Origin of the sequence: Flavobacterium sp. HSC-61S13, from assembly GCF_024171535.1 — a bacterium.
GTDB lineage: Bacteria > Bacteroidota > Bacteroidia > Flavobacteriales > Flavobacteriaceae > Flavobacterium.
Genome location: NZ_JALJZV010000003.1, coordinates 243509 through 270447 on the forward strand (window position 1 = coordinate 243509; position 26939 = coordinate 270447).

Genomic DNA, 26939 nt, shown 5'->3' on the forward strand with positions numbered 1-26939 from the left:
TATTATAAATCTAAACAGAATCTTTCAATTTTAGTGTTAACTACTAGTTAAAAAAACAAAACATATTGGTTAAAGAACGAATTCAACGGTAAAATACTTAAAATACGATTGTATTTATTTACTATCTAATTTTGCCCAAGTATCTCGAAGCCCTACAGTTTTATTGATTACCAAACGGTTTTCAGTCGAATCCTGATCTACACAGAAATATCCCAAACGTTGAAATTGGAATTTATCACCAGCTTGAGCTGCTGCCAAACTCGGTTCCAGATACCCTTTGATTACATTTAGTGAATCTGGATTGATATAGTCTTTAAAATCAACCTCTTTATTACCATCGGGGTTTTCATGGGTAAATAAACGATCGTAAATTCTGATTTCCGCTTCAATGGCATGAGGAACAGAAACCCAATGAATCGTACCTTTTACTTTGCGTTTACTAGCTTCACTTCCACTTCCGCTACGCGTTTCCGGGTCATAAGTGGCGTGAATTTCAAGAATGTTACCATTCTCATCTTTGACCACGCTTTCGCCTTGTATGATATAGCCATTCTTTAAACGAACTTCTTTGCCTAAGGTCAGACGGAAATATTTGCTGTTGGCATTTTCCATAAAGTCGTCTCTTTCGATATACAGTTCTCTGGAGAACGGCACTTTTCTAAAAGTCATGACTTCTTCTTCCGGATTGTTTTCAGCTTCCAACCATTCTACTTCATTTTCCGGATAATTGGTAATAATCAGTTTAACCGGATCTAACACAGCCATTACTCTTGGCGTGATTTTATTGAGGTCTTCCCTTACGCAGAATTCCAATAAAGAGACATCAATAAGGTTATCGCGTTTGGCTATTCCTATGGTATTGGCAAAATTGCGAATCGCAGTTGGAGTATACCCTCTTCTTCTCATTCCAGAAATCGTAGACATTCTTGGATCATCCCATGCCGTTACGTGTCCATCCTGAACCAATTGCAATAATTTTCGCTTACTAACTACAGTATGTGACAAATTTCGACGTGCAAATTCGCGTTGTTTAGGTCTAATTTTAGTAGGATCTACAATTTGATCTAAAAACCAATCGTATAATTCGCGGTGAGGTAAGAATTCTAAAGTACAGAAAGAGTGAGAGATTTGTTCGATATAATCGCTTTCTCCATGTGCCCAGTCATACATTGGAAAGATACACCAATCCGTCCCTGTTCTATGATGTGATTTCTTGATGATTCTATAAATAATAGGATCACGCATCAACATATTGGAAGAGGTCATGTCAATTTTTGCTCGTAAGATATGGGAACCCTCTTCGAATTCGCCATTTTTCATACGCTCAAACAAATCGAGATTCTCTTCGACACTTCTATTTCTATTTGGTCCTTCAACACCGGGTTGGGTTGGAGTTCCTTTTTGCTTAGCCATTTCTTCGGAAGACTGATTGTCTACATAGGCTTTGCCATTTTTGATCAAGGCTACCGCCCAATCATATAATTGCTGAAAATAATCTGAGGCATATACTTCTTCGCTCCATTTATAACCCAACCATTCCACATCATTTTTGATGGCATCTACAAATTCTTGTTCTTCTTTTGCTGGATTGGTATCGTCAAAACGCAAGTTTACCGGTGCGTTGTAATCTATACCTAAACCAAAATTTAAACAAATCGAACTCGCATGTCCAATGTGAAGATATCCATTGGGCTCTGGTGGAAAACGAAAATGTAATTTATCATTTGGCAAACCATTTTTTAAATCTTCTTCAATGATTTGTTCAATAAAATTCAATGATTTTTCTTTTGTTGACATAGATATATTATTATATAAGCAAAGGTATCAAAAAGTTAGACATTCCCTTTAATGGTTTGATTTTTTATTTGCTTTTGAAACGCCCAATAAGACTAAAAATGTTGTATTTTTAACTTCTTTTACTAATTAAACTCGCTTTATGGGACTTATCAAATTAAAAAATATTAGAACTTTTTCTTTTCACGGATGTTTAGAAGAGGAAGGAAAGATCGGTTCGGATTACCGTATCGATTTAACGGCAAAAGCGGATTTTTTAAAAGCAGCAGAATCGGATGATTTGGCTATGGCTGTAGATTATGTGCATTTGAATAAAATTGTGGTAGAAGAAATGGATATCCGATCCAAACTTTTGGAACATGTGTGTCAACGAATTCTCAATCGAGTATTGCATGAAATTCCGGTAATCGTCCACGTTACGGTTGGTGTATCAAAAATAAACCCTCCGATTGGCGGTGATGTAGAAATGGTAACGGTTGAAATGGAGGAATTTAGAGCGTAATGTCTTTTTTATTTTCAAAAAGAAGATTTGAATCGCTTTGATTTTCAAAAATTATTAGTAAGTTTGCCATCCATAACACAGAGGGCATCGTGGCCGAGTGGCTAGGCAGCGGTCTGCAAAACCGTCAACAGCGGTTCGAATCCGCTCGATGCCTCAACAAAAAGGAGATCTATTAGATCTCCTTTTTTATTTTTTATTCGAAAATATAAAACTGTTTTCAAGTAACTTTTCTTCCTTAGGGAATACTCCCCTAGACATAATCACCAATCCAAAAACAATCAACAATATACTACTGACCTTTTTAATTTTTAAGATGTTTTCCGGGATCAGTTTTTTTCGCAGTTGTTTGGCTAGTAATATTTTAAATAAGTCGGTAATAAAATAAGCTACGATTACACAACTAAAAAAGAACAACATCCGATTGGGTTCCATTTCCATTTCAGGACCTAAGGTGATGATGATTGCCAACCAAAATCCCAGTACCCCGACATTGATAAAATTCAATAGAAAACCTTTGACAAAGAGATTAAAATAGTCTCTTTTTATTTTAAGGGATTCTAATTTTATGACTTCTATAGATGTTTTTTTGAGTTTAAGGAATGAAATGACCCCATAGGTAATCATGATTACACCTCCAAAAAGGTATAATGCCGGTTCGTCTTTAATGCTGTTAATCAGTCTAAAACTACTGAAATACGCGATAGCAATGAATACAATATCAGCTAAAATTACTCCAAAATCAAACGACATCGCAGCGCGAAAGCCTTTGGTGATACTTGTTTCAATTAAAATAAAAAAAACAGGCCCAATCATAAAACTCAGAAAAAATCCTAACGAAATTCCTGTTAATAAGTTGTCAATCATTGTAGTAAAATAAAAATGCCAATAGAAAGAATTGGCATTTATTGAAATGTTTTGCAAGTTAAAAAATAATAAGCCAATATAATAGCTTTATTTTTTTACTTTTTTGATGGTTCCCCCCGCAATTATTTTTTCGTTCAGCGTTTTTGGTTCCCCATAGACGGTAATTTTACCTCCTGCCCTTGTTTTAGCATCTACTAACTTTGTTGCTCGTACTTCTGCTTCTCCTCCTGCATTTACCGTTACATCAGTTTGTTCTGATTCCAAGTCTTTGTGATAGACCATAGCTCCTGAATTTGCAATGATATCTTGCATTTTAGCTTTACCCTTGATCGTTGTTATACCCCCAGTGTTGGCTTTGACATTCAATCGTTCCACCTGGACCTTTAGGTGGATCTTTCCACCCGTTTTAACATTTATAGTTAAAGACACATCATCTAAGGTCGCGTCTGATTTGACACTAGCTCCTTCATTTACTTCAATTGCATCAAGGTTTTTATAGTATACGATGGCTTTTACATCGTCACCTTGTAAGGTTTTACTCAAAGCCATTTTAATTCGAAGACTACCATTTTTGTTGACAATCTCGACATTACCAGCATCAGTTCCACTCAGTTCTACTTTGTATTCGTCCGAAGGAACTAAAGTGGCATTGATTTTATCAAACACTTTTAGAGAAGTAAACTCACCAACTTGTTTGATCGTTTGAGCTATTCCCAATTGAGCCACCAAAATAAAGGTCACTAAAATTATTTTTCGCATAGTTTCTATTTGTTGCTTTTATAGTTTAATAATAGGGAGTTATTAAAGGGAATTCATAGTTTAAAACCCGGTGATAACTCCTTTATAAGGCTATTGTTGGTTTTTTCTTATATAGTTGAAATCCAATTGTTTTTTAATCAAATCGGCGTTTTTAACCGTTACAATCACTTCATCTCCTAACTGAATCACGTTGTTTGTCGACTGTCCTACCAAAGCGTATTGTTTGTCGTCGAAGATGTAATAGTCATCCTTAATTTCGCGAATTCGAACCATTCCTTCACATTTGTTATCCACGAGTTCAACGTAGATCCCCCACTCGGTAACACCGGAAATAACACCGACAAATTCTTTGCCTTTTTGATCTTGCATAAATTTGACTTGCATGTATTTCACACTGTCTCTTTCTGCATTGGCTGCTAAACTCTCCATCTGTGAACAGTGCAAACATTTAACTTCCATCTCCTCTTCATTAACCGATGCACCTTGATCCAAATAATGCTGTAGCAAACGATGGGCCATTATATCTGGATATCGACGTATTGGCGATGTAAAATGCGAGTAATATTCAAAAGCCAATCCGTAATGTCCAATATTTTCCGTGGAATAACTGGCTTTACTCATACTTCTGATGGTTAAGGTATCTACCAAATTTTGCTCTTTTTTACCTTGTACTTGTGAAAGTAACGTATTTAAGGAACTCGAAATGGAGGCTTTGGATTTAAAGTTAATCGAATAGCCAAATTTTGAAATGATACCTTGAAGGTTAAATAATTTGTCTTGATCGGGCTCATCGTGTATACGGTATACAAAGGTTTTTTTCTGTTTACCGACGTATTCAGATACTTTTTTATTGGCCAACAACATAAATTCTTCAATCAAGTGGTTGGCATCTTTGGAAACTTTAAAATACACTCCAACCGGTTCGTCGTTTTCGTTTAAGTGAAACTTCACCTCTACTTTGTCAAATGAAATGGCACCATCGCTCATTCTCTTTTGACGCATGATTTTAGCTAATTCATTCATTTTAAGTACTCCATCAACTATAGGTTGCTCAATTTCTTGTACAACACCACTTATTGAAATGTTTTCTGGAATAAATCCTTTGCCGGTTTCGATGATTTGTTGGGCCTCTTCATAAGCCATTCTCTTATCGGAATAGGTTACGGTTCTTCCAAACCACTGATCGACGATCTCTGCTTTTTCATTTAATTGAAAAACAGCTGAAAACGTATATTTTTCTTCGTTTGGTCTTAAGGAACACGCAAAGTTAGATAAGACTTCGGGCAGCATCGGTACTACTCGATCTACCAAATATACCGAGGTAGCTCTTTGATAGGCTTCCGCATCTAAAATGGTTCCCTCTTGAACATAATGGGAAACGTCGGCTATGTGAACACCTATTTCGTAACGACCGTTTTCGAGTTGTCTAAACGAAAGGGCATCATCAAAATCCTTGGCATCCTTTGGATCTATAGTAAAGGTCAATACATCGCGCATATCGCGACGTTTGTCAATTTCACTTTGCTGTATACTCGTATCTATTTTTTGCGCAAAAGCTTCTACTTCAACGGGGAAATCATTCGGTAAACCGTATTCGGCCAATATAGCATGCATTTCCGTATTGTGTTCGCCTTGTTTACCCAAAACTTTAAGTATACGACCAAATGGACTGTCGGCTCGATCTGGCCAATCTTCAATATTTACTAAAACGACATCGCCGTCTTTAGCATTTCCGATTTTGTCTTTTGAAATAAAAATATCGGTATACATTTTGGCATTGGCACTTGTAACGAAAGCAAAATTCTTTTGAATCTCGATAACTCCAACAAATTCCGTTTTATGCCTTTTAATAATTTCGACAACCTCACCCTCCGGTTTTTTACCTTTACGTTTGTTGTAGATATAAACTTTTACTAAGTCTTTGTCTAAAGCTTTATTCAAGTTGTTGGTTGGAATAAAAACGTCTTCTTCCAATTCACTGCATACGAAATAAGCCGTCTTTCTACTGGTCATGTCAATAGTTCCTTCGAAGTAATCCATCGTAGGAATGATTTGAAATTTACCCGGTTCTATTTCTTTGATTTTTTCTTTGGATAAAAGATATTTTAATTCTTTGATTATATCATTTCTTCCTTGAGTATCAATGATATCCATTGATGCTGCTATTTGTTTGTAATTATAGGTCTTGGAAGAATTATTAGATAGTAGTTTCAGGATTTTTGCTGAAAAATCTTGAAGTTTATTTTTTTTTTGATTTATTTTTTTACGCATTATAATCTTGTTTTTAGATTAAGTTCTAAACTATTTTTTAACGAAATTTCACTTAACTGGTTTAAATGTACAAAATAGTAGGAGAAGAGATTTTGTATTTTAAAAAATTAAATAAAATATAACGTTTATAATTATTTCTTTGTTGGTGAAGGATTAATTTAAGACTTTTTTAATCAGAAGGTTAAGATATCAAGTCCATGTAATTAGAAACTATTACAATTATTTATGAAGTAAATTATAGTACAAATATAATACTTTTCTGGTAAAAATATAAATAAAGCCTTTTTTGGATAAGCCTTGGCTAAAAGAAACTGGATTTATCTAATAGCGAATCCGCATTGGGGTTGTTGTTTGACAAATTCATATTTTTGGGTTGTCCGTGCAGTGAGTATCGGTAAATATTTGTAGGAAACAGTTTAAAAATCCTAAACTTAGTTCGGGCTGTTTTTTTATTTTTCATACTTTGTCATACCTTTGTCAAGTAATAACCGATAAAAGCAAATTATGAAACTATCCATTGGTAACGACCATGCAGGTCCAGCATATAAAAAGGCGATCGTTCAATTTTTAGAAGATCAAGGTCATGAGGTAACCAATTATGGAACCGATGATTTTGCCTCTGTGGATTATCCAGACTTTGGTCATCAAGTAGCCGCAGATGTTGAATTGAAAAAAGCGGATTTCGGAATTTTGATTTGTGGAAGCGGTAACGGTATTGCAATGACAGCAAACAAACATCAGGGTGTGCGTTGTGCGTTGTGTTGGACAAAAGAGATAGCTTCTCTATCGCGTCAGCATAACAACGCCAATATTATTAGTATTCCAGCGCGTTTTACTTCTATAGAACAGGCCGTAGAAATGGTAAAAACCTTTTTAGAAACCGCTTTTGAAGGGGGTAGACATGCTACTAGAGTAGATAAAATAAGTTGTTAGATAAAGATATTTTCAACGATGAATTTAGGCTTTTAAAAACCTTCTAATTCATTGGTATACCAGAAACAGCCGTCTATTTGATGGCTTTTTTTATCTTCTGAATACAAAGACCAACAACAGCAGTTGCACGATAATAATCGCGTAAAATTGCATTTTAAAAGAGGATTTGGATGTCTTATGTCTCAATTTATTCATCGCAACCCACCCACCGAAAGAACCGCCAATAAAACACAACATCAACAAGTTTTTTTCGGGCACTCTCCTACCCTTTTTCTGAGCTTTCTCTTTGTCATAAGCAAATAAAGCGAAAGCGAGATAATTGACCACTAAAAGGTAAAAAAATAAATATTTCATGGGATAATATGGGTCTACAGTAGCACGCTGTGCGTTACAGTATATGAAAATTACTCAGCAATTGTCTTTTTTAATCTAAAATTTCTTGATCGGTAAAATTAACAACAAAAAGATTAGGAGCCGAAATTAGTTTGGAATTTCTATAATTCAAGGACATGTCCTTGAATGAAGTGACTTAAAAAAGGCGTCAATCCGATGTAATAAGGGTTTCAATATTGCGTCAAAGGTAGTATTTTAGCCTTTCTAATTTAGCATAATACTTATGACTGCTCTTGAATTTATACAACAGGCTGTTGATACGACCCCTAAAAATATTCAAAATACGCTTTCTCTATTAGGAGAAGATTGTACTATTCCATTTATCGCTAGATACCGTAAGGATCAAACGGGGAATCTGGATGAAGTGTATATTGAAAAAATTGCAAAATACCATGAATTGTATCTCCAAATTGTAAAGAGAAAGGAGTCGATATTAAGTACAATTGAAGCTCAAGGTGCTTTGACAGAGGAACTGTCTAAAAAAATCAAGGCAAGTTTTGATTTGATAGATTTAGAAGATTTGTATTTGCCGTATAAAAAGAAGCGAAAAACAAGAGCAGATGTTGCTCGTGAGCAGGGCTTAGAACCTTTGGCCAAGCAAATCATGGCTCAGAATGCTAACGATCTAGCTGTTGTAGCAACGCGTTTTATCAATGGAAAGATCACGACTTCGGAAGAGGCTTTTCAAGGTGCTCGAGATATTATTGCAGAATGGATCAATGAGAATATGTATATACGAAAGAGTCTAAGAAGGCAATTTCAAACCAAATCGACTTTAGATACCAAAGTGATAAAGTCACAGAAAGACGAGGAAAAGGCACAAAAATTCGAACAATATTTCGAATGGTCAGAGCCCTTATATAAAATACCTTCCCATCGTCTTTTAGCGATATGTAGAGCTGTAAATGAAGGGTTTATCAAATTAAATGTACAGGTAGATAAGGAAGAATTGATCTCGATGATGGAGCATCATCTGATCAAACATAATACGGAGAGTACTGAGCATTTAAAGAAAGCGGTTGCAGATAGTTATAAAAGATTATTGGAACCCGCTTTATCCAATGAAGTACTACAAGAGGCAAAACTCAAAGCGGATCTCAATTCGATCGGTGTTTTTGCGGACAATTTATCTCAATTACTGTTAGCACCTCCATTAGGAGAAAAAAGAATCTTGGCTATAGATCCCGGTTATAAATCGGGTTGTAAAGTTGTGTGTTTGGATGAAAATGGCAATCTCTTGTACAACGAGACCATTTTTCCTCATCCCCCACAAAAAGATGCGGCTATGGGAATGAAAAAGATCAGATCGATGGTTAATTCCTATAAAATTGAGGCCATTTCTATTGGTAATGGAACGGCATCTCGAGAGACGGAATTTTTTATTAAAAAAATAGCTTTTGACAAACCCGTACAAGTATTTATTGTCAGCGAAGCCGGTGCATCGGTTTACTCTGCTTCTAAAATTGCTAGAGAGGAGTTTTCCAATTATGATGTTACGGTTCGTGGAGCTGTTTCGATCGGTAGACGCTTGTCGGATCCGTTGGCAGAATTGGTTAAAATTGATCCCAAATCGATTGGTGTCGGACAGTATCAACACGATGTAGATCAGACTTTGCTCAAGACGGAATTAGACACCGTGGTAATGCGTTGTGTAAATTCAGTTGGAATTAATTTGAATACAGCTAGTAAATCCCTTTTGAGTTACGTGTCGGGAATCGGTGAGAAATTAGCCGAGAATATCGTTAGTTATCGTGCTGAAAATGGAGCATTTACCGATAGAAAACAACTTAAAAAGGTGCCCCGTTTCGGTGAAAAAGCCTATCAACAAGCCGTTGCTTTTGTACGTATTCAACAGGCGAAAAATCCTTTAGACAATTCGGCTGTACATCCTGAATCCTATAAACTAGTAGAACGTATGGCAAAGGATTTGGGTATTTCAGTGCAAGAATTGATCTCCAATAAGACCGCTATTCAAAAGATAAATTTGGACAACTATATTACGGATACAATCGGGAAATTTTCGTTGGAAGATATTTTAAAAGAATTGGAAAAACCGGGTCTGGATCCTCGTAAGGCCGCCAAGGTTTTTGAATTTGATCCAACGGTTTTTTCTATAAACGATTTAAGCGTTGGTAAAATTGTTCCGGGTATTGTCAACAATATTACCAATTTTGGTTGTTTCGTCGATCTGGGAATTAAAGAAAGTGGTTTGGTTCATATATCACAATTAAAGGCTGGTTTTGTTTCCGATGTCAATGAAGTAGTTAAACTCCATCAGCATGTTGAAGTGCGAGTGGTCGAGATTGATGTGTTGAAAAAACGGATTCAACTGTCGATGATTTTGGAGGGATAAACCAATTTATGCTGTAAAATTCCACACTTTTGGCAGAATTTTATTGGGAATTCCCCAATTCCCCAAAACAACCGAAGAGCTATTTATGGCTCTTTGTTTGTTTAAACTGTTGATTATTATTGTGTTATTTCTTTTTTTTAAAACTCCTACTCTATTGATTCCTTTTTGGACTCCTTTTTGCAGCTTTATTTTATGTAGAATAACGACTCTTAAAAAATGGAGTTCGCAAAAAATAGCCAAACTATGAAAAGTGTTCTATTATTGGTCCTGTTTTTTACGGTGAATTGGGGTTTTGCACAAAAGCCTCCAACTACTCCAAGTGAGCCTCAGGACACGACAAAACAGTGTGAAACTCCGGTTAAAATCACTCCACAACAGATGGAGATTGAACCGGTAAAGAAAGAAAAAACTCCGAAAGCGGAAGTTATTAAAAAAGAAATTCCTTCTAAAGGTCCAAAAAAGGAACCCCTTAAATAGAAGTCAAAAATAGAGTAGTGTTTTTTATTATGTTTTATGTGAGGAAAAATACCTGTTTGTTACAAACAGGTATTTTTTTGTAAAAAAAATGCACCACATAAATTGGTGCATATATAAAGTATTGAAAAACAGTTTTTTATTCTGTTTTAGATTTGTCTTCTGTGGAAGGATCTTTTTTAGAAGTTGATTTGTCATCTTCTTTTGTGGCATCTTTAAACTCTTTGATACCAGAACCAAGACCTTTCATTAATTCCGGAATTTTCTTACCACCAAACATCAATAAAACGATGGCAACAATTAAAATAATTTGCCACGGTCCAACTAATCCTAGAAACACTGATAATGAATACATAATATAATTTATTTTCAATAGATAAAGCAAAGATATAATAAAATAAACGATATCAGTTCAATAGAAATGAATTATTTAACTTCGAGATAAAAACATTAACAGTCACCAACTTGGGGATGTGAATAAAAGCCTAATTGAATTTCAAACTTTGGTTTAATTGTTATATTTGTAGAGAAAAACTTTGAAGTTATGTCTAAGAAAGGACTGAAACGCCAACATTTAAAGAAAAGGTTTCTCAATAAAAATCGAATAGTGCTTTTTAATGAAAACACTTTCGAAGAGATCTTTTCGATGAAGATTAACCTAATCAACGTAATAGGGGCGAGTTTTTCGATGTTTTTATTTTTGATCATATCGACTACTTTACTGATCGTTTTCACACCATTGAAAGAATTAATTCCCGGTTATTCTTCGTCAGAATTGAAGAGAAAAGCCATAGAGTTGACCTTAAAAACAGATTCTTTAGAACAGCTGGCTATTCGAAATGACGCTTATATTCAATCCGTGAAAAAAGTTTTAAAAGGGGAGGTAGACGCCGTTAAAATCAACATTGATTCGTTAACAAAAATTGAGACGGCACTTTTGGAAAGCAGTGATTTAAAGGTCAGTGAGCAGGATTTAAAACTCAGAGAGTTGGTATTACAGGAAGATAAATACAATGTATTTCAGGAAGCAAAACCCAAAGTAGCTACGGTTTTATTTCCTCCAGTAAAAGGAACTCTGGTCAAGAAATACGATCCCAAGCAAAAATATTATGCTGTTTCTATTGCGGTGCCCAACAATACACCGATTAAAGCTATATCAGCGGGAACCGTGTTATTTGCTGAATGGACACCCCAGAGCGGTTATATCATTATTATACGTCACGCAGAAGGCCTTGTTTCCGTGTATAAACACGCAGCATCGTTAACCAAAAACCAAGGAGATTCGGTTAAAAGTGGTGAAGCGATTGGTCTTGCTGGAGGAGGAAGTAGTAATGCTACCGCCTCAAATAATTTACATTTTGAATTGTGGAAAGACAGTTATGCGATTGATCCAACCATGTTTATTGATTTTGATTAAAAAGATATGTCTATAAAATCCTTTGCCGCTAAGATATTCGCGAATATCATCCATCATAAAACCCAAAAATGGGTGATGAATCCCATTGAAACTCAGGAAAGGGTTTTTAACCAACTAATTCAGAAGGCAAAGAATACTGCTTTTGGTATCGATCATCAGTTTGCTGAGATTCAAAACCACCACGATTTTTTACAGCGTGTTCCGATTAGAGACTATGAAGACCTCAAAACTTATGTTGATCGCGTTGTAGATGGTGAATCTGATGTGTTATGGCCTGGAAAGCCCTTGTACTTCGCTAAGACTTCGGGAACGACTTCGGGTGCTAAATACATTCCGCTAACTAAGGATTCCTTGCCTTATCATATTCGAGCGGCACGCAATGCTATCTTAGAGTATATATATGAAACGGGTAAGGCGGATTTTGTCGACGGTAAAATGATTTTTTTACAGGGAAGCCCTGTATTAGAACTTAAAAATAATATTAATTTTGGAAGACTTTCAGGTATCGTTGCACATTATGTACCTAAGTATTTGCAAAACAATAGACTACCGAGTTGGGAAACCAACTGCATAGAAGATTGGGAGACTAAGGTAGATCGTATAGTTGAAGAGACGGTTGATCAAGATCTAAGTGTGATTTCGGGAATTCCGAGTTGGGTGCAGATGTATTTTGAGAAGTTATATCAAAGAGAAGGTAAAGCAGTAGGGGATATCTTTAAACATTTTGAGCTCTTTATCTATGGGGGTGTTAATTATGAGCCGTATCGAGCCAAATTTGAACAATTAATCGGCCGTAAGGTGCCTTCTATCGAATTGTTTCCGGCTTCTGAAGGTTTTTTCGCTTATCAAGATTCTCAATCGGAGAAGGGGTTATTGCTGTTATTAGATGCTGGAATTTTTTATGAATTTGTTCGTGCAGATGCGTTTTTTGAAGTCAAACCGACAAGGTTGACCATTGGGCATGTTGAAATAGGAGTCAATTACGTGATGATTATATCTACCAATGCCGGATTATGGGCTTACAATATGGGTGATACCGTTCAATTCACGTCTGTAAAACCGTATCGATTGATAGTTTCCGGGCGAATTAAACACTTCATCTCCGCTTTTGGAGAACACGTCATAGGGAAGGAAGTAGAGACTGCTTTACAACTGGCCATGCAAGGCACGAAAATTCAAGTCAATGAATTCACTGTAGCACCGCAAATTACTCCCGTTTCAGGGCTACCTTTTCACGAGTGGTTTATCGAATTTGGCGAAGAACCAGAAGATTTAGAAATGTTTGCACAAAAAATAGATCAGGCTATGCGCGAACAAAATGTGTACTATGATGACCTTATTAAAGGACATGTATTGCAACGACTAAAGATTCGTACAGTTACTAAAGACGGGTTTCAGGTTTATATGAAATCGATTGGAAAATTGGGCGGACAAAATAAATTGCCAAGACTCAGTAACGATCGGGCTATTGTTGATCGACTAATAACAAAGGAATAGTTATCTTTGCGAGTTAAATAATAAATATTGTTTAAAATAGCGTTTAGAAACGGTGATCTAGCTGGTTTGAGGATACTGTTACATACCATAGATCGGGTATTATGATACCCGTGACAAAGGAGGTTTGATAAACAGATGATTTTGAGCATCAAGAACAGCATTTAAACGCCATATAAAATTATAATCAGATGAAAGAGATAAAAAACATATCTAGAACAAGAGCACAGGTATCCTCTGCAGCAGTGGAGCGTATGTATATTACCATGCGCCACTTGTTTAATAGAGGTTTTTATAAGCCGATGGGAATTTCGGGAGACACTTTAAGAGAGGCTTTATTGGAATTGAGACCAGAAATTTATGGATCTATTGCAGAAGAGAAAGTAGAGTTAAACGGTTTGTTATATGTTATTGAACGCTTGCCTATAGGCATTGAACAATGTAGGTATATCAATTTAACTTCAGACGAGGGATACTCGATCTCTCACTTTGAAGCGATAGTGCCACCAAAAAGAAGAAGAAACTGTTATCGTATAGACGATGAACAGATGAATATTGAAATTACCCGTGGGCGATCAGACATCTATGATGTCTTAACGCATTTGACTTTTATTTTTGTCGAATCGCATAAAATCATGAATCGAGTATTGATTGGTGAAGATGGAAAGGTAACGCGTGATTGGTTAAAAATAGAGCATGCGGTTAATACAGAAGAACCGTTGTCTCTAGTTGAAAAAGAGATTGCTATTTCGCATTTATCGAATGTTTTGGGACGATCTTTTGCTGAAGTATTGACCGTGTATGATGGATTTGCTACAGCTGAGAATCCAGATCGCTTTTTAGATGTCATCTATTGGTTAGGTAAACTTGCCATAGAGGAGGTAGTGGATAACAATAAGAGAACCATAACTTTTAGTCCAATACTTCGCGAACGTTTAGGTCACCACATCTATGGTGAAATGTGGTCGGATAACATCAAGAATCACCTTAAAAAACAAGGGCTTCTAGAGCGTCCTATTCATATTATCAGTGCTAATATGCACAGTGTGATGAATTCCATCTTTGCTAGTACCGTGCTAAAATCACATTTAAAGGGTCAATCAGAACTACAGGTATACGAAGAATTGAGTAAATCGGAAAATGGCGAGCTGCGTAAATTGGTTTATGAACGTGCCCTAATGGAGGGAATGACCTTTTTGCCAGATACTTCAGGAACCAACATCGATGTACAGATTTTTGATACTGCTTTAATTGATTTCCCCAACACCGCATTTTCTTCGGAGAAGTTAGCCGATCAGAAACCGGTGATTATCGTGATGGATTATGCTTTTGGAGAACAAGCCTACGAAACCATAGACGAATTGTTAAAACCGTTTCATAAACATACTTTTTTGAATGTAGAATCCGTTTCTATAATGGGAAAAGCTGGAATTCTTACAGGAGGAAAAGGGGATATCATGATTCCTTTCGCACATATCAACGAGGGCACCGGAGATAATTATCCTTTAGAAAACGAATTGACTGCAGCGATGTTTGAAGGTCACGACATAGCTGTAGTAGCCGGTACTATGGTTACGGTTTTGGGAACCTCTTTACAGAATAAGGATTTACTAAAGTTTTTCCATGATTCTACTTGGGGTGTTATCGGTCTAGAAATGGAGGGAGCGCATTATCAGAAAGCGATTCAATCTGCGTCAAAGATCAGAAAAAGTATTCCACCAAATGTAAAGGTCAGATATGCTTATTATGCATCTGATAATCCTTTAGAAACGGGAAGTACCTTGGCATCAGGTGGATTAGGTTCTACTGGGGTGAAACCGACGTATTTGATTACAATAAAAATATTAGAACAAATTTTCAATATTATTTAATATGGATAATCATCCAAATCAACACAATCAAGAGATTGATTTAGTATATATATATCATGCCTTTGGTCGATTTTTGACTAATGTCGGCTTGTTTTTTTATGATTTTTTAATGCTCATAAAAAAGTATATCATCGCAATAGTGGTTTTACTAGCCATAGGAATCGCATTGGGTTATTATATAGATAGCAAACACGGAAGAATACTACGTCATGATTTTATTGTAGTTCCCAATTTCGGCAGTGCCGATTATCTGTATGAGGCTTTTGATAAAAATTCCTTTATTACGACCAAGTTGGATACAAAAGAATGGATGAATTTGAAAGAGGTAAAAAGAATAAAGATAGAGCCGGTTGAGGATATTTATACCTTGTTGAAAAACAACAAGCAAGCTTTGGAACTGTTTGAAACTTTAGGCGAAAAAGGAGGAGATATCAACAGTTTTATAACCAATAAATCAACTCGTAAAAACTATAAGTATCATTTATTGAGCATCTATACTAGTGGAAATCAAAATACGGATAGTGTCGTTGAGGAGGTCTTTGAGCAGCTGAACTCACAAGAGTATTACTTGAAGAAATTGGCGATTGCGAAAGTGCAAAATCAGATCAAAAAACGAGAAACAGAATTGTCGTTGCAACAAATGAATCAGATTTTGATTGGTATGGGAAATCCAGAAAAGGGCACCCTAGACGCTAAGGGTGTTACAATCACCCAATTTCCGGAAATCGAAAATCTTTTTTATCGCAAAAACAACATTATGGATGATTTGGTGATGTTGGATGAAGAAATATTGGAGCAGGAGCAAGTGGTATATATCGCTGGTAGAATGATGAATAATATTGATGAAAATTTCTGGGAGATGAAAAAGATAACCTTACCTTTTTTGTTTTTAGTGATTTTTTTGTCGGCATTATTGCTTAGGAATTTTATGAAGAAATTTAAGGTAGTTAAAGAAAATAGACAGCAGTAATATGATGATTACTCCAACCCGATTAGCAGGATGTTTTGTTTATGAACCTAAGGTTTTCTTTGATTCTAGAGGATATTTTATGGAGACTTTTAACCAAAGAGACTTTAATGAAATCAGCGGCCTAGAAATTAAATTTGTTCAAGACAACCAGTCATTTTCGAGCAAGGGTGTTTTAAGAGGCTTACATTATCAAATAGGAGAACACAGTCAATCTAAATTGGTTCAAGTACTTCAGGGCAGTGTATTGGATATTGCGGTAGATATTCGGCCAGAATCTAAGACCTATGGACAATATCATGCTGAAATACTTAACGATATCAATCACAAACAGCTGTTTATTCCTAAAGGTTTTGCACATGGATTTTTGGTTTTGAGTGATACAGCACTATTTTTTTATAAGTGTGATCAGTATTACTGTGCAGAATCCGAGGGTGGAATCCTATACAACGATGCTTTTTTAAATATTGATTGGCAACTTCCTGAGAAAGATTTGATAGTTTCTGAAAAGGATTTAAAATTACCAGGAATACAGCAAGCTAAAAAAATATGGTAATATTAGTCACAGGATCTGCGGGACAACTGGGGCAAGCCATACAATCCATTTCAGTAAAACAGACGGAAATCGATTTTGTTTTTTGCGACTCTGCCACATTGGATATAACCGATAAAGCCAATTGCGAGCGAATTTTTAAGCAATATCAACCAGACTACTGCATCAATACCGCTGCTTACACAGCCGTCGACCAGGCTGAGAAAGAAGCTGAAAAGGCTTATTTGGTGAATGTTATTGGGGTTAAAAATTTAGCTGAAGTGTGCTTGGAAACCCAGACTGTTTTGGTTCATTTGTCTACAGATTTTATCTTTGACGGAATTAGTGACAGACCTTATCGAGAAGATGATAAGCCCAATCCGAGATCCATTTATGGACAAACCAAATTGGAGGGTGAACAGGTCATTATAAGACTTCTAAAAGATTTTTATATAATAAGAACCTCTTGGGTATATTCGGAATTTGGGCATAATTTCATGAAGACCATGTTGCAGTTAGCACAGAATCGTCAAGAACTCAGAGTGGTGGATGATCAGATTGGAACGCCTACAAATGCGGTAGAGCTCGCTGGCGTGGTTATTGATATGATTAAGAAAAAATGTGAAAATTACGGAATTTATAATTTTAGCAATGAAGGCCAATGCAGTTGGTATGAATTTGCGTTAGAAATATTTCGGGTTAATAACGTTGATATTAAAGTGGATCCCATTGCTAGTTCTGAATTCCCGACCCTAGCTATACGACCCCATTACAGTGTATTAGATAAACAGAAGATAAAAAATATATTTGAAATTGTGCCCAACAGTTGGCAAAGATCAATTCCCAAATTTTAAGAGTGTTTTGAACACTTTTGAAATATAAAAACACCCTATGAATAAAAAAGTACTTTTTGTTTTTGGAACACGTCCAGAAGCCATTAAAATGGCGCCTTTAGTTAAAGCTTTTCAGGCAGAAATGTTATTTGATACCAAAGTATGTGTCACTGCTCAACACCGTGAAATGTTGGATCAAGTTTTGGATTTTTTTAATATCGTTCCCGATTTCGATTTGGATATTATGGAACCCAACCAAACCTTAAATAGCATTACAGCAAAGATATTGTTGGAGATGAAGCCGGTTTTAGATGTTTTTAAACCCGATATAGTATTTGTGCATGGCGACACCACGACAACTATGGCTGCAAGTATAGCCGCTTTTTATTCGGGTGCTAAGGTAGCTCATGTTGAGGCAGGATTGCGAACGTTTAATAAGAGATTGCCTTTTCCAGAAGAGACCAACAGACAAATTACTAGTGTTGTTAGTGATTATCATTTTGCTCCGACGACAACCTCTAAGGAAAATTTGTTGAGAGAAAATATAGCGGAAGAAACGATCATTATAACAGGGAATACCGTGATTGATGCGCTTTTGGAAAGCGTTGAAATTGTTAAGGATTTAAAGCACCCGGAGATTGAACAGTTAAAAGGTTTGATCGAACCAGCACAGCAAGTGATTTTAATCACAGGCCACCGCAGAGAAAATCACGGGGAAGGTTTTATACAAATCTGTGAGGCATTAAAAGAAATTGCACTTAAAAACCCGAAGATGGTTTTGATTTATCCCGTTCATCTCAATCCAAATGTTCAGGTACCAGTAAACAGTATTTTAGGGCAAATATCAAACATTAAATTGATACACCCTTTGTCTTATCCAGCGTTTATTTGGTTGATGAACCGTTCTAAAATCATCATTACAGATAGTGGTGGAGTTCAAGAGGAAGCTCCGAGTCTGGGTAAACCGGTATTGGTTATGCGAGAAACTACCGAAAGACCTGAAGCAGTGGAAGCAGGAACTGTAATTTTGGTGGGAACAGCTAAGGATAAAATAATCGCAGAAACTCAAGAATTAATTGATAATCCTTTAAAAATGGAGCGTATGAGCCAATTGCATAACCCATATGGAGATGGACTGGCAACAAAACGGATATTAGATTTTATAAAATCGCTTGAGAATGCTTAATCTAATTAAGAAAGGTCTTCAAAATAAGTTTTTACAACAGAGTATCGTGACTTTTGGTTTACGCGGCATGGGTGTGGCATTTTTATTTGCGATCACCATTTTAATGACGCGAAGTTTTGCTCCAGAAGCCGTTGGGCAATATGAATTTATCCGGGTATTTTTACTTATTTTAGGTAGCGTTTCTTTGGTAGGTACCGATGTATCTATTATTTACTTTGCTGGAAAACTGCGAGGCAATAATTCTTTTAGTTCCTTAAAAAAAACCTATTATTCGATGGTTAAGATGGTGCTGTTTATAGCAGTTGCTCTTAATTTAATTTTTTTTATTTTTATAAAAGAGGACAGTGTCAATCTCTATTTTCAACAAGATGTTTACAGTATCATTCAAAAGGCTGTATTTTTTCTACCCTTTTATATTATCACCTTGTTAAATACCGAAACATTAAGAGCTTTGGAAAGGCCTGTTTTATCGGAGCTTTTTAGAAATATTTTTAAATATTGCCCATTAGCTGTCGGTTTAATCGTTGCTTTAACTACTGATTTGTCTTATTCAATAGCAGAATATTATATCTATGGTTTCTTGTTTTTATTCTGCGTTAGTCAATGGAGTATTTGGTATTGTTTTAGGAAAGTTGACCACCAGGACCAGGCAAATCTAATTTTCAGCAATAAAGAAATTATAAAACATTCCTTACCTATGGGAATTAGTAGTATAGTGCTTTTTCTGTTTATGGGGGTTGATGTCTTTTTGCTGAAAAAATATTATGATGATAATTGGATTGCTTATTATGCCGTTGCCATCAAATTAATCACCATACTCTCGATGGTTATATTGAGTATCAACATCAATTGCTCTCCGCGAATCAGTGAGCTTTTCTCTAAGTCAGATAAGGTAAACCTACAATTATTGTGTAAAAAAACAGCTAATTTTACTTTTAAAGCCAATATGGTGGTTGGATTTTTTCTGATTGTCTTTATTAAAACGATCTTGACTTTCTTTGGCGAACAATATGTAGTGATCCAAGATACTTTTTACATATTAATAATATCTCAATTGGTTACCTCTGCTTTTGGGGTCGTTCCAGTGTACTTAAATATGACTGGTAGATCACTGGTTTTTCAGTTTATTCTGATTATAACATTAATCATCAATGTTATACTGAATATAATTCTAATCCCGCTTTATGGAACCATAGGCGCGGCGATTACTTTTACTTTTTCAGTGGTGTTTTGGAATTTAATTGTGTTTATATATGTTTATCGTAAAGACGGAATTAATCTGTTCTTTTTATAAAGGAAAGCAGATTTAATTAAAATTCGATAGAGCAATCCATTTAATTGGATGTTTGCGAAGCATACTTATAGAAGTTAGTAGTAAATTTGTCGCATTGAGCATAATAAATAACAAACACTTAATAAAAAAATCCTTTTTTAATGAAAATATTGTTCTATTTACCTTCTAAGGCGGTTAACGACGCAACTATTTATTATACGGATCTTATAAAAAGAGCCTTTGTAAATAATGGATATGAAGTATCCACGCATCAAACGGTGGAGCATGTTAATGAATTTGATCTGATAGTGACAATAAGAGTAAGGGATTTTGTCAAGGTTTACTTCAAGAATAGTAAAATACCCATAATCAGTTGGCAACAGGGAATTGGGCCAGAAGAGTTTGCGATGTTAAACCATTATTCCTTACGTGCAAGGGCTATAAGTTGGGCATTTAGCAGGGCAGAAAAATGGGTTTTACGAAAAAGTTATTATAATTTCTTGGTTTCTGATAGTATGTGGAAGCATTATAGGGAGAAGTATAATATTCCAGTAGATAACCATCTTATCATACCGTGTTACAACAAGAATCTAAAACCGATGTGTTTTAATGCGGACCTGAAAAAAGAATCGAGTTATGTATATGCTGGAACCTTATTTAGTTGGCAATGTTTTGAGAAAACAGTGGCTTTATATCAAAAGATTGAGACCAAGAACCCTCAAGCATCTTTAACTATTTTTACTAGAGAGAAAGAGGAGGCATTAGAAGTTTTGAGGAAATATGCCATCAAAAACTATGAGATCAAGTATGTAAGTCTGGAGGAGTTGGAACAAGAATTAAGTAAATTCAAATACGGTTTTATCCTTAGAGAAAAGCATATAATAAATCGAGTTTCTACTCCGACTAAAATGAATTCGTATCTTTCCGTTGGATTGATGCCTATATATACGGATGTTATTGATTCTTTTGAGGAAAATTTAAACCTGTCGCCGTACAGCATTAAGTTTAACAGTGATGCTTCTTTAGAAGCGATGGCAAATACCATCCATGCTCATAACCAAGCTCCAATAAATTACGGGGAGTTCTATGATATTTGCCAACAAAATTTCGAGAATTATTACGATGATTCATACAACATAAGTAAAATTGAAAAAGAACTTATAGCGGGACTAAAAGAAAACTAAATGTATTATATCACTAAAAACAAACTAACTTTTTATCTATTAGTAGGCTTGTGTATTCTAATTGGTTTTATTGGACCTTTTATCTTACCGGGTAAATATTATTATGATGCTAATTTAATTGTTTCAGATCCATTAAAGCAGCGTGGTTGGATCGAGAGTTATCCCGTAACGATGATGTTCTATCATCTTACGCGTTTATCGTATGTTTCTTATAGTATAGTAGCTTTAGTACAGTTACCTATTTTATTTTATATTTTAAAGAAAATTGGAATTCCTGAAAAATTCCATGTTTTTACAGTTAGGAATGTCATAGTATATCTGGCTTTTTTGATGATTGCCGTATTTATATCACAACCATCAAAAGAATTTATCACTTATCTGTTTATTACTTTGGTACTCTTTATATTAGTTCAAAGAGGAATAAGTTTTAAGTTGTTGCTGGCCTTAGCTTTTGGCGCGTTTTTCGCATTCGGGATTATTTATAGACCGTATTATATTTTCATCCCCTTTATTTCGATAGGCATGTATGCGATCACTTTTATTAAGATACCTAACAAGGTGTTTTTAGCCATTTTTAACGGGGTTTTAGTTATCATCTTTATTTCATTGACATACGGAGTGCTAAAAGGGGACTATCTCTCTATGATCTCTCGAGAGAACGTTAACCTTGTGCGAATCAATTCGGGCGATACCGATACCAATAGTATTATCATGTCTCCGATATATCCAGATACTTGGTATGGAGAGGTAGTCAGTATGTTTTATGGTTTCTTTACAGTGAATCTTCCTGTTAACGGTTTAAAATTTATTAAGTCACCACAGATTATTGCTTTTGTTCTTTGGCAGTTAACCTTGTCTGTTTTGTTGATGTTGCGCTTATCAAAATGCCTTCAAGAACCTCAAAAATATAAAGAAGCACTATGGGTGTTGTTTTTTGTATTTGCTTTTTTTATTGCGCAAGGTATGTTTGAACCCGATTTAGGATCGGCTGTTCGACATAAAATTGGTATTTTCCCTCTAATATATTTTTCCCTATACTATGAAGATTTCAGACGAAAATTATCAGAAAGGCTTTAATCTATTACTGCTATTAATTGCTTCTACTTTTTTCTTTAGCAAGCTGTGTACCTGGCTTATTATTGTTTTCGCCGTATATAATTTGATTTTTATTCGCCGGAATCGATTTCCAAAACAGGCCATTGTTTTGAGTCTTATTGTTGCATGTCCCTTCTTATTGGAAATTCTATTCTTCTGGAAGAATGATTCGTTTCGTCTGGGTTGGAAAGCAGCTGAAAAATCGATTTCACTTTTGTTTTTTGCCTACTTCATCGTTTCCAATTACAAACACATTCCCTTTTTAAAACTGCTTAATGCTTATGCAAAAACGACTACAGTTATTATCGTACTGTTGTTAGTACGGTTTATAATTATAGAACCCGAGTTGATTCAGAAATATGTAGCGCATATCGATTTATGGGAGTTGGGTTATCAATTTGCAGACAGTTTCAAAAATCATGCTCCAGCAGTTAATATGCACCTAACCTTTGTAGCGGTGATTAATTTTTATTTCTTAATACAATATCTGCAACAAAAAACGGCGATGAAGTGGCTGGTTTTACAAGGGATGACCCTGATTACTTCAATTCTTCTCATATTAATTGTCAACACCAGAATGTCACTTCTTAATGTGGTAATAGGTTTTGGAATAGTAATAATAGTAGAAGCTTTTAAGTATTACTCTACAAAGAAGGTAATTATGGGCAGTCTGACTTTTTTTGCTAGTATGTTCTTAATTCTATTCTTTTTCGTAAAACTTAATCCGTATATGAAGGAGAAATACTCGTCGGCAACCTTTGCTCATATAGATAAAATAGGAAAACTGGATGAAATTGAGGATCCTGAAAAAAATGTTTTTAATGCTTTAGTAACTAGACTATCTATTTGGAAGGCAGCATGGGAGTTGTCACAAAAGAGTTTGTTAACCGGATATGGTTCGTCTGATTCCAAAACTGAATTGGCACGTTATTACGAGCAAACAGATCAGCAATTTTTAGCCAAATATGCTTTCCCTACACACAATCAATTTTTGGATTCCCTATTGAAATTTGGAGTTTTAGGTCTATTTTCAATAAGTTGTTATATTTTTCTCAGTGCTTATTTGGGATTTAAAACACATAGTGGAATTATGTTGGCCTTCTTCTTTAACTTTTTTACCTCGAACTTAGTGGACGATTTTCTAATTCGCTTCGATGGAATTGTTTTTAGTGGATTCTGGTTGTCTCTTTTTGTGGTCTATTACTTACAAGGCTCCCATACTATTTCTCGTAAATAGGAATCAGTTTTTGAAAGTTTTTGTCTTTATCAAAATCACGTTTGCATTGTTCATAGGCTTGTGTACCGATTTTTTTTCGGAAATCCGCATTTTCTAATTGTTTTATAAAAGGATCTAAATCGTCAAGTTGGTCGAATAGGAATCCAGAAACGCCATGAACTACGACATCTTTATTTCCAAAAACATTAGTGGCAAGTATGGGTTTTCTCAAAGCCATAGCTTCTAAGACAGCTATAGGCAGTCCTTCCCAAAGTGAGGGTTGTAGATAGATATCTAATTCGTTTAACAGCGGCAAACAATCTACATTGTCTGAAAACCAACCCGATATATGAATATTTTTTGCCGTTAGTAAGGGACGAAGTTCTCCGTCACCGATCCAGATAAAGTCATGTTGAGGATATCGTAAGGCAATTTCATTAAAAAGTTTTGGGTTTTTCGGAGCAGTGATTCTACCGACGATTCCAATTTTTAAGCGAGGATTTTCTATGGTTTTGTAAAAGGGTTCCAAAACACTGAAGTTTACTCCATTTCGTACCAATTCAGCTTTCCCCATTCTTTTAGCGATCTCGTATTCTGTATCTCCACAGGCGATTGTAGTACCGCCAAACAAAAGTTGAGTATATTTCTCGATAATCCAAAATACCTTTTGTTTTGTTGTTGAAATATCTTGTCTAATAAACGAATATCCGTGAGGGGTATAAAATACTTTTTTGTTTGAAAAGAGTAAAAAATTGGCCCATCTTCCAATAACACCTGCTTTGGATGAATGCAGATGAATCACATCGGGATTGAGTTCTTTTAAAACTTTTCGAAGCTGTAGAGTCGCTTTTAAATCTTTAAATAGCGATAACTCCTTTTCCATATCCACTTCAACAAGGTCCACTTTTGATGAGAAATCGCGTGCAATATTGTTGGGATCTATTTCCTTTCTTTTGGCGCTGTAAATCACCGTAGTTTTTAAGTTCCGGTTTTCCGCCTCGTTTCCAAAAAAATTGGTAAGGTCTTTGAAATAGGTATAAACACCTCCGCCAAGTGCTTCGACGATATGGACTACTCTCATTTTAATTTTTTTACAAAATTAGAGATTCTTTATTAAACTTGCTTTAGGAATGCTAAAATTAAAATAAATAAGTACTTATAATTTTTTTTACTAATAATCAGTATTATTTTTACAAAATGAAACGAATTTTAATCACTGGAGCCGCAGGTTTTTTGGGGTCGCATTTATGCGATCGGTTTATCTTAGAAGGGTACCATGTAATTGGTATGGATAACCTGATTACAGGCGATCTAAAAAATATTGAACACCTCTTTAAGTTGGAGCATTTTGAGTTTTATCACCACGATGTAACCAAGTTTGTAAACGTACCGGGGAAATTGGATTATATATTACATTTCGCTTCACCAGCTAGCCCAATTGATTATTTGAAAATACCGATTCAGACATTAAAAGTAGGTTCCTTGGGCACCCACAATTTGTTGGGTTTGGCTCGAGTAAAAAAAGCGCGAATTTTAATTGCTTCTACCTCTGAAGTATATGGGGATCCTTTAGTGCATCCACAGACCGAGGAATACTATGGTAACGTTAATACCATTGGACCGAGAGGGGTGTATGATGAAGCCAAGCGTTTTCAGGAATCGATTACAATGGCCTACCACACTTTTCACGGTTTAGAAACCAGAATCGTTCGAATTTTTAATACTTATGGACCGCGAATGCGCTTAAATGATGGCCGTGTGATTCCAGCATTTATAGGACAAGCGTTAAGAGGAGAAGATTTGACTATCTTTGGCGACGGTTTGCAAACCAGATCGTTTTGTTATATAGATGATCAAGTTGAAGGAATTTATAGACTTTTGCATGCGGATTATGCGTTGCCGATTAATATTGGCAATCCGGATGAGATCACAATAAAGGATTTCGCAGATGAGATTTTGAAGTTGACTGGGCGCAATCAAAAAGTGGTTTTTAAAGACCTTCCTTTAAATGATCCCTTGCAACGTCAACCCGATATTACTAAAGCGAAAAATATTTTGGGTTGGGAGCCCAAGATTGATCGTGCAGAAGGTATGAGACGAACCTACCAGTATTTTAAATCCTTTAGCGAGGAGGAGTTATTAAAAGAAGAACATAAAGATTTTTCAAAATATATAAATTAAGTGAAGAAAATTAGAGGAAGATACTCCAAATTCATTAGGCCGATTACGCTTCTAATAGATATAACGATATTAAATCTGTTTGCTTACTACTTATTGCCTGAATTCTCAGGCAAGATTTGGTTTCACCTTTTCATATCGCTAAGTTGGCTTTTAAGTTCTTGGGTGACCATGTATTACGATGTGTTTCGTTTTACTCGAATTGTCAAGATTTTTGAAAAAATCTTTAAACAATTTGTATTGCAATTCGTTTTATATTCGGCATATAACGGGTTTTTTTCTCGTTTTGCAGAGCCTAAGGATCTGATTCTGTATGGTGTGTTTACCATGATTACGATTTCGGTAATTAAAATCAGTATCTTCTATTCGTTAAAAATTTTCCGTAGCCAGTATGGCGGTAACTATAGAAGAGTAGTCATCATTGGGAAGGGTAAAGAAGTCAAGCAATTACAAGATTTCTTTAATAAAAAAACGGAATACGGTTACCATTTAGTAGGTACTTTTAAAGATGAAGCCGTTGATATACAAGATATATTAGACTATGTGGAACAAGAAAAAATTGATGAAATCTATATCAGTCTGTATTTGGTAAGCACCAAATCGTTTGGCAAAATTGTCGATTTTGCCGACAATAACTTAAAGGTTCTGAAATACATTCCCAAAGACGATGAGCTGATTGGTGATAATTATAATACAGAGTATTATGATTTGATTCCGATTATTCCGAGGCGTAAGATACCACTGGATAGTCAATACAATCGATTGGTGAAACGAACTTTTGATTTAGTGTTTTCTAGTATTGTGATTGTTTTTCTATTGTCGTGGTTAATTCCGTTGATTTCGATTTTGATCAAATTGGAGTCTCGCGGTCCTGTATTCTTCAAACAATTGAGAAACGGTATGAACAACTCAGAATTTACCTGTTATAAATTTCGATCGATGTATAGAAATGAAGCCTGCGACGATCAGCAAGCCTCTAAAGGTGATGCGCGTATCACTCGTTTGGGTAAGTTTATTAGAAAAACAAGTATTGATGAATTACCTCAGTTTTTTAATGTATTTTTAGGCGATATGTCGGTGGTTGGACCCCGCCCACACATGGTGATGCATACCCAAATGTATGCTAAGAAAATAAATAAATTCATGGTGAGACATCTGATAAAACCAGGAATTACAGGGATGGCGCAAACTCACGGATATAGAGGAGAAGTAGAAAACGACCGCGATATTATCAATCGCGTAAAATACGATATCTTCTACATTGAAAATTGGTCTGTTTTTTTAGATTTAAAAATTATTTATCTAACGATATATAACGTTTTTAAGGGAGAGGACAAGGCTTATTAATTG

Annotated in this window: 24 protein-coding genes and 1 tRNA gene; 18 read left to right on the plus strand and 7 right to left on the minus strand. The window is 35.4% G+C overall.

Features of this window, described 5'->3' with window-relative positions; genetic code table 11:
* Positions 1 to 114: 114 nt before the first annotated feature.
* Positions 115 to 1797 carry a glutamine--tRNA ligase/YqeY domain fusion protein gene (locus L1275_RS04540; protein WP_253470273.1) on the minus strand — a complete coding sequence of 561 codons (1683 nt, stop codon included), beginning with the start codon at positions 1795 to 1797 and terminating at the stop codon, positions 115 to 117.
* Positions 1798 to 1936: 139 nt separating this feature from the next.
* Here L1275_RS04540 and folB point away from each other — a divergent pair, with 139 nt between their 5' ends.
* Together folB and L1275_RS04550 are read left to right on the plus strand one after the other, a co-directional pair.
* Entirely contained in the window at positions 1937 to 2296 is a 360-nt protein-coding gene (gene folB / locus L1275_RS04545; protein WP_253470274.1) for a dihydroneopterin aldolase, read from the plus strand.
* An 83-nt stretch (positions 2297 to 2379) separates the two neighbouring features.
* Positions 2380 to 2450 (plus strand) — tRNA-Cys (locus tag L1275_RS04550).
* 32 nt (positions 2451 to 2482) lie between these two features.
* Here L1275_RS04550 and L1275_RS04555 read toward each other — a convergent pair.
* The 3 genes from L1275_RS04555 to rnr all read right to left on the minus strand — a co-directional run bounded on the left by L1275_RS04555 (position 2483) and on the right by rnr (position 6190).
* On the minus strand, positions 2483 to 3160 hold the full coding sequence (locus L1275_RS04555) for a LysE family translocator (protein ID WP_253470275.1): 678 nt from the start codon (positions 3158 to 3160) through the stop codon (positions 2483 to 2485).
* Positions 3161 to 3247: 87 nt separating this feature from the next.
* Entirely contained in the window at positions 3248 to 3919 is a 672-nt protein-coding gene (locus tag L1275_RS04560; RefSeq protein WP_253470276.1) for a head GIN domain-containing protein, read from the minus strand.
* A gap of 90 nt (positions 3920 to 4009) precedes the next feature.
* On the minus strand, positions 4010 to 6190 hold the full coding sequence (gene rnr / locus L1275_RS04565) for a ribonuclease R (RefSeq protein WP_253470277.1): 2181 nt from the start codon (positions 6188 to 6190) through the stop codon (positions 4010 to 4012).
* A 504-nt stretch (positions 6191 to 6694) separates the two neighbouring features.
* On the opposite strand from rnr, the gene rpiB reads away from it, so the two are divergent.
* Entirely contained in the window at positions 6695 to 7123 is a 429-nt protein-coding gene (gene rpiB / locus L1275_RS04570) for a ribose 5-phosphate isomerase B (protein ID WP_253470278.1), read from the plus strand.
* A gap of 90 nt (positions 7124 to 7213) precedes the next feature.
* Here the strand turns inward: rpiB and L1275_RS04575 are convergent, their stop codons facing one another.
* Entirely contained in the window at positions 7214 to 7477 is a 264-nt protein-coding gene (locus L1275_RS04575; RefSeq protein ID WP_253470279.1) for a DUF1294 domain-containing protein, read from the minus strand.
* Positions 7478 to 7739: 262 nt separating this feature from the next.
* On the opposite strand from L1275_RS04575, the gene L1275_RS04580 reads away from it, so the two are divergent.
* On the plus strand, positions 7740 to 9869 hold the full coding sequence (locus L1275_RS04580) for a Tex family protein (protein WP_253470280.1): 2130 nt from the start codon (positions 7740 to 7742) through the stop codon (positions 9867 to 9869).
* Between the two features lie 243 nt (positions 9870 to 10112).
* Complete coding sequence (locus tag L1275_RS04585; protein WP_253470281.1) at positions 10113 to 10346, plus strand: hypothetical protein; 234 nt, start codon at positions 10113 to 10115, stop codon at positions 10344 to 10346.
* 136 nt (positions 10347 to 10482) lie between these two features.
* Here L1275_RS04585 and L1275_RS04590 read toward each other — a convergent pair whose 3' ends face one another.
* Complete coding sequence (locus L1275_RS04590; RefSeq protein ID WP_253470282.1) at positions 10483 to 10698, minus strand: twin-arginine translocase TatA/TatE family subunit; 216 nt, start codon at positions 10696 to 10698, stop codon at positions 10483 to 10485.
* Positions 10699 to 10887: 189 nt separating this feature from the next.
* Between L1275_RS04590 and L1275_RS04595 the strand changes: the two genes are divergently transcribed.
* From L1275_RS04595 to L1275_RS04645, 11 genes are all read left to right on the plus strand, one after another.
* Positions 10888 to 11760 carry a murein hydrolase activator EnvC gene (locus tag L1275_RS04595; protein ID WP_253470283.1) on the plus strand — a complete coding sequence of 291 codons (873 nt, stop codon included), beginning with the start codon at positions 10888 to 10890 and terminating at the stop codon, positions 11758 to 11760.
* A gap of 6 nt (positions 11761 to 11766) precedes the next feature.
* Entirely contained in the window at positions 11767 to 13257 is a 1491-nt protein-coding gene (locus L1275_RS04600) for a GH3 auxin-responsive promoter family protein (RefSeq protein ID WP_253470284.1), read from the plus strand.
* 188 nt (positions 13258 to 13445) lie between these two features.
* Complete coding sequence (locus L1275_RS04605; protein WP_253470285.1) at positions 13446 to 15125, plus strand: hypothetical protein; 1680 nt, start codon at positions 13446 to 13448, stop codon at positions 15123 to 15125.
* A 1-nt stretch (position 15126) separates the two neighbouring features.
* Positions 15127 to 16095, plus strand: a complete 969-nt coding sequence (locus L1275_RS04610; protein ID WP_253470286.1) for a hypothetical protein — start codon at positions 15127 to 15129, stop codon at positions 16093 to 16095.
* A 1-nt stretch (position 16096) separates the two neighbouring features.
* Positions 16097 to 16648 carry a dTDP-4-dehydrorhamnose 3,5-epimerase gene (gene rfbC, locus L1275_RS04615; protein ID WP_253470287.1) on the plus strand — a complete coding sequence of 184 codons (552 nt, stop codon included), beginning with the start codon at positions 16097 to 16099 and terminating at the stop codon, positions 16646 to 16648.
* On the plus strand, positions 16642 to 17478 hold the full coding sequence (rfbD, locus tag L1275_RS04620) for a dTDP-4-dehydrorhamnose reductase (RefSeq protein WP_253470288.1): 837 nt from the start codon (positions 16642 to 16644) through the stop codon (positions 17476 to 17478). Before rfbC ends, rfbD begins: the two co-directional genes overlap by 7 nt.
* Positions 17479 to 17515: 37 nt before the next feature.
* Positions 17516 to 18643: a non-hydrolyzing UDP-N-acetylglucosamine 2-epimerase gene (gene wecB, locus L1275_RS04625; protein WP_253470289.1), complete on the plus strand. Its 1128-nt coding sequence runs from the start codon at positions 17516 to 17518 to the stop codon at positions 18641 to 18643.
* Positions 18636 to 19937 (plus strand): MATE family efflux transporter, encoded by a 1302-nt coding sequence (locus L1275_RS04630; RefSeq protein ID WP_253470290.1) that lies wholly within the window; start codon positions 18636 to 18638, stop codon positions 19935 to 19937. Before wecB ends, L1275_RS04630 begins: the two co-directional genes overlap by 8 nt.
* A gap of 140 nt (positions 19938 to 20077) precedes the next feature.
* Positions 20078 to 21100, plus strand: a complete 1023-nt coding sequence (locus L1275_RS04635; RefSeq protein ID WP_253470292.1) for a hypothetical protein — start codon at positions 20078 to 20080, stop codon at positions 21098 to 21100.
* Positions 21101 to 22177: a hypothetical protein gene (locus L1275_RS04640; RefSeq protein ID WP_253470293.1), complete on the plus strand. Its 1077-nt coding sequence runs from the start codon at positions 21101 to 21103 to the stop codon at positions 22175 to 22177.
* Positions 22140 to 23432, plus strand: coding sequence for an O-antigen ligase (locus L1275_RS04645; protein ID WP_253470295.1), 1293 nt, complete (start codon positions 22140 to 22142; stop codon positions 23430 to 23432). Before L1275_RS04640 ends, L1275_RS04645 begins: the two co-directional genes overlap by 38 nt.
* On the opposite strand, the gene L1275_RS04650 is transcribed toward L1275_RS04645, so the two are convergent.
* A complete protein-coding gene (locus L1275_RS04650; protein WP_253470297.1) occupies positions 23416 to 24492 on the minus strand; it encodes a glycosyltransferase in 1077 nt (358 codons plus the stop codon). The two genes, L1275_RS04645 and L1275_RS04650, sit on opposite strands and share 17 nt — an antisense overlap.
* Before the next feature lie 116 nt (positions 24493 to 24608).
* Between L1275_RS04650 and L1275_RS04655 the strand changes: the two genes are divergently transcribed.
* Both L1275_RS04655 and L1275_RS04660 read left to right on the plus strand, forming a co-directional pair.
* Positions 24609 to 25592, plus strand: coding sequence for a UDP-glucuronic acid decarboxylase family protein (locus L1275_RS04655; RefSeq protein WP_253470299.1), 984 nt, complete (start codon positions 24609 to 24611; stop codon positions 25590 to 25592).
* A complete protein-coding gene (locus tag L1275_RS04660) occupies positions 25593 to 26936 on the plus strand; it encodes an exopolysaccharide biosynthesis polyprenyl glycosylphosphotransferase (protein ID WP_253470309.1) in 1344 nt (447 codons plus the stop codon). It abuts the gene before it with no gap.
* Positions 26937 to 26939: the final 3 nt, after the last annotated feature.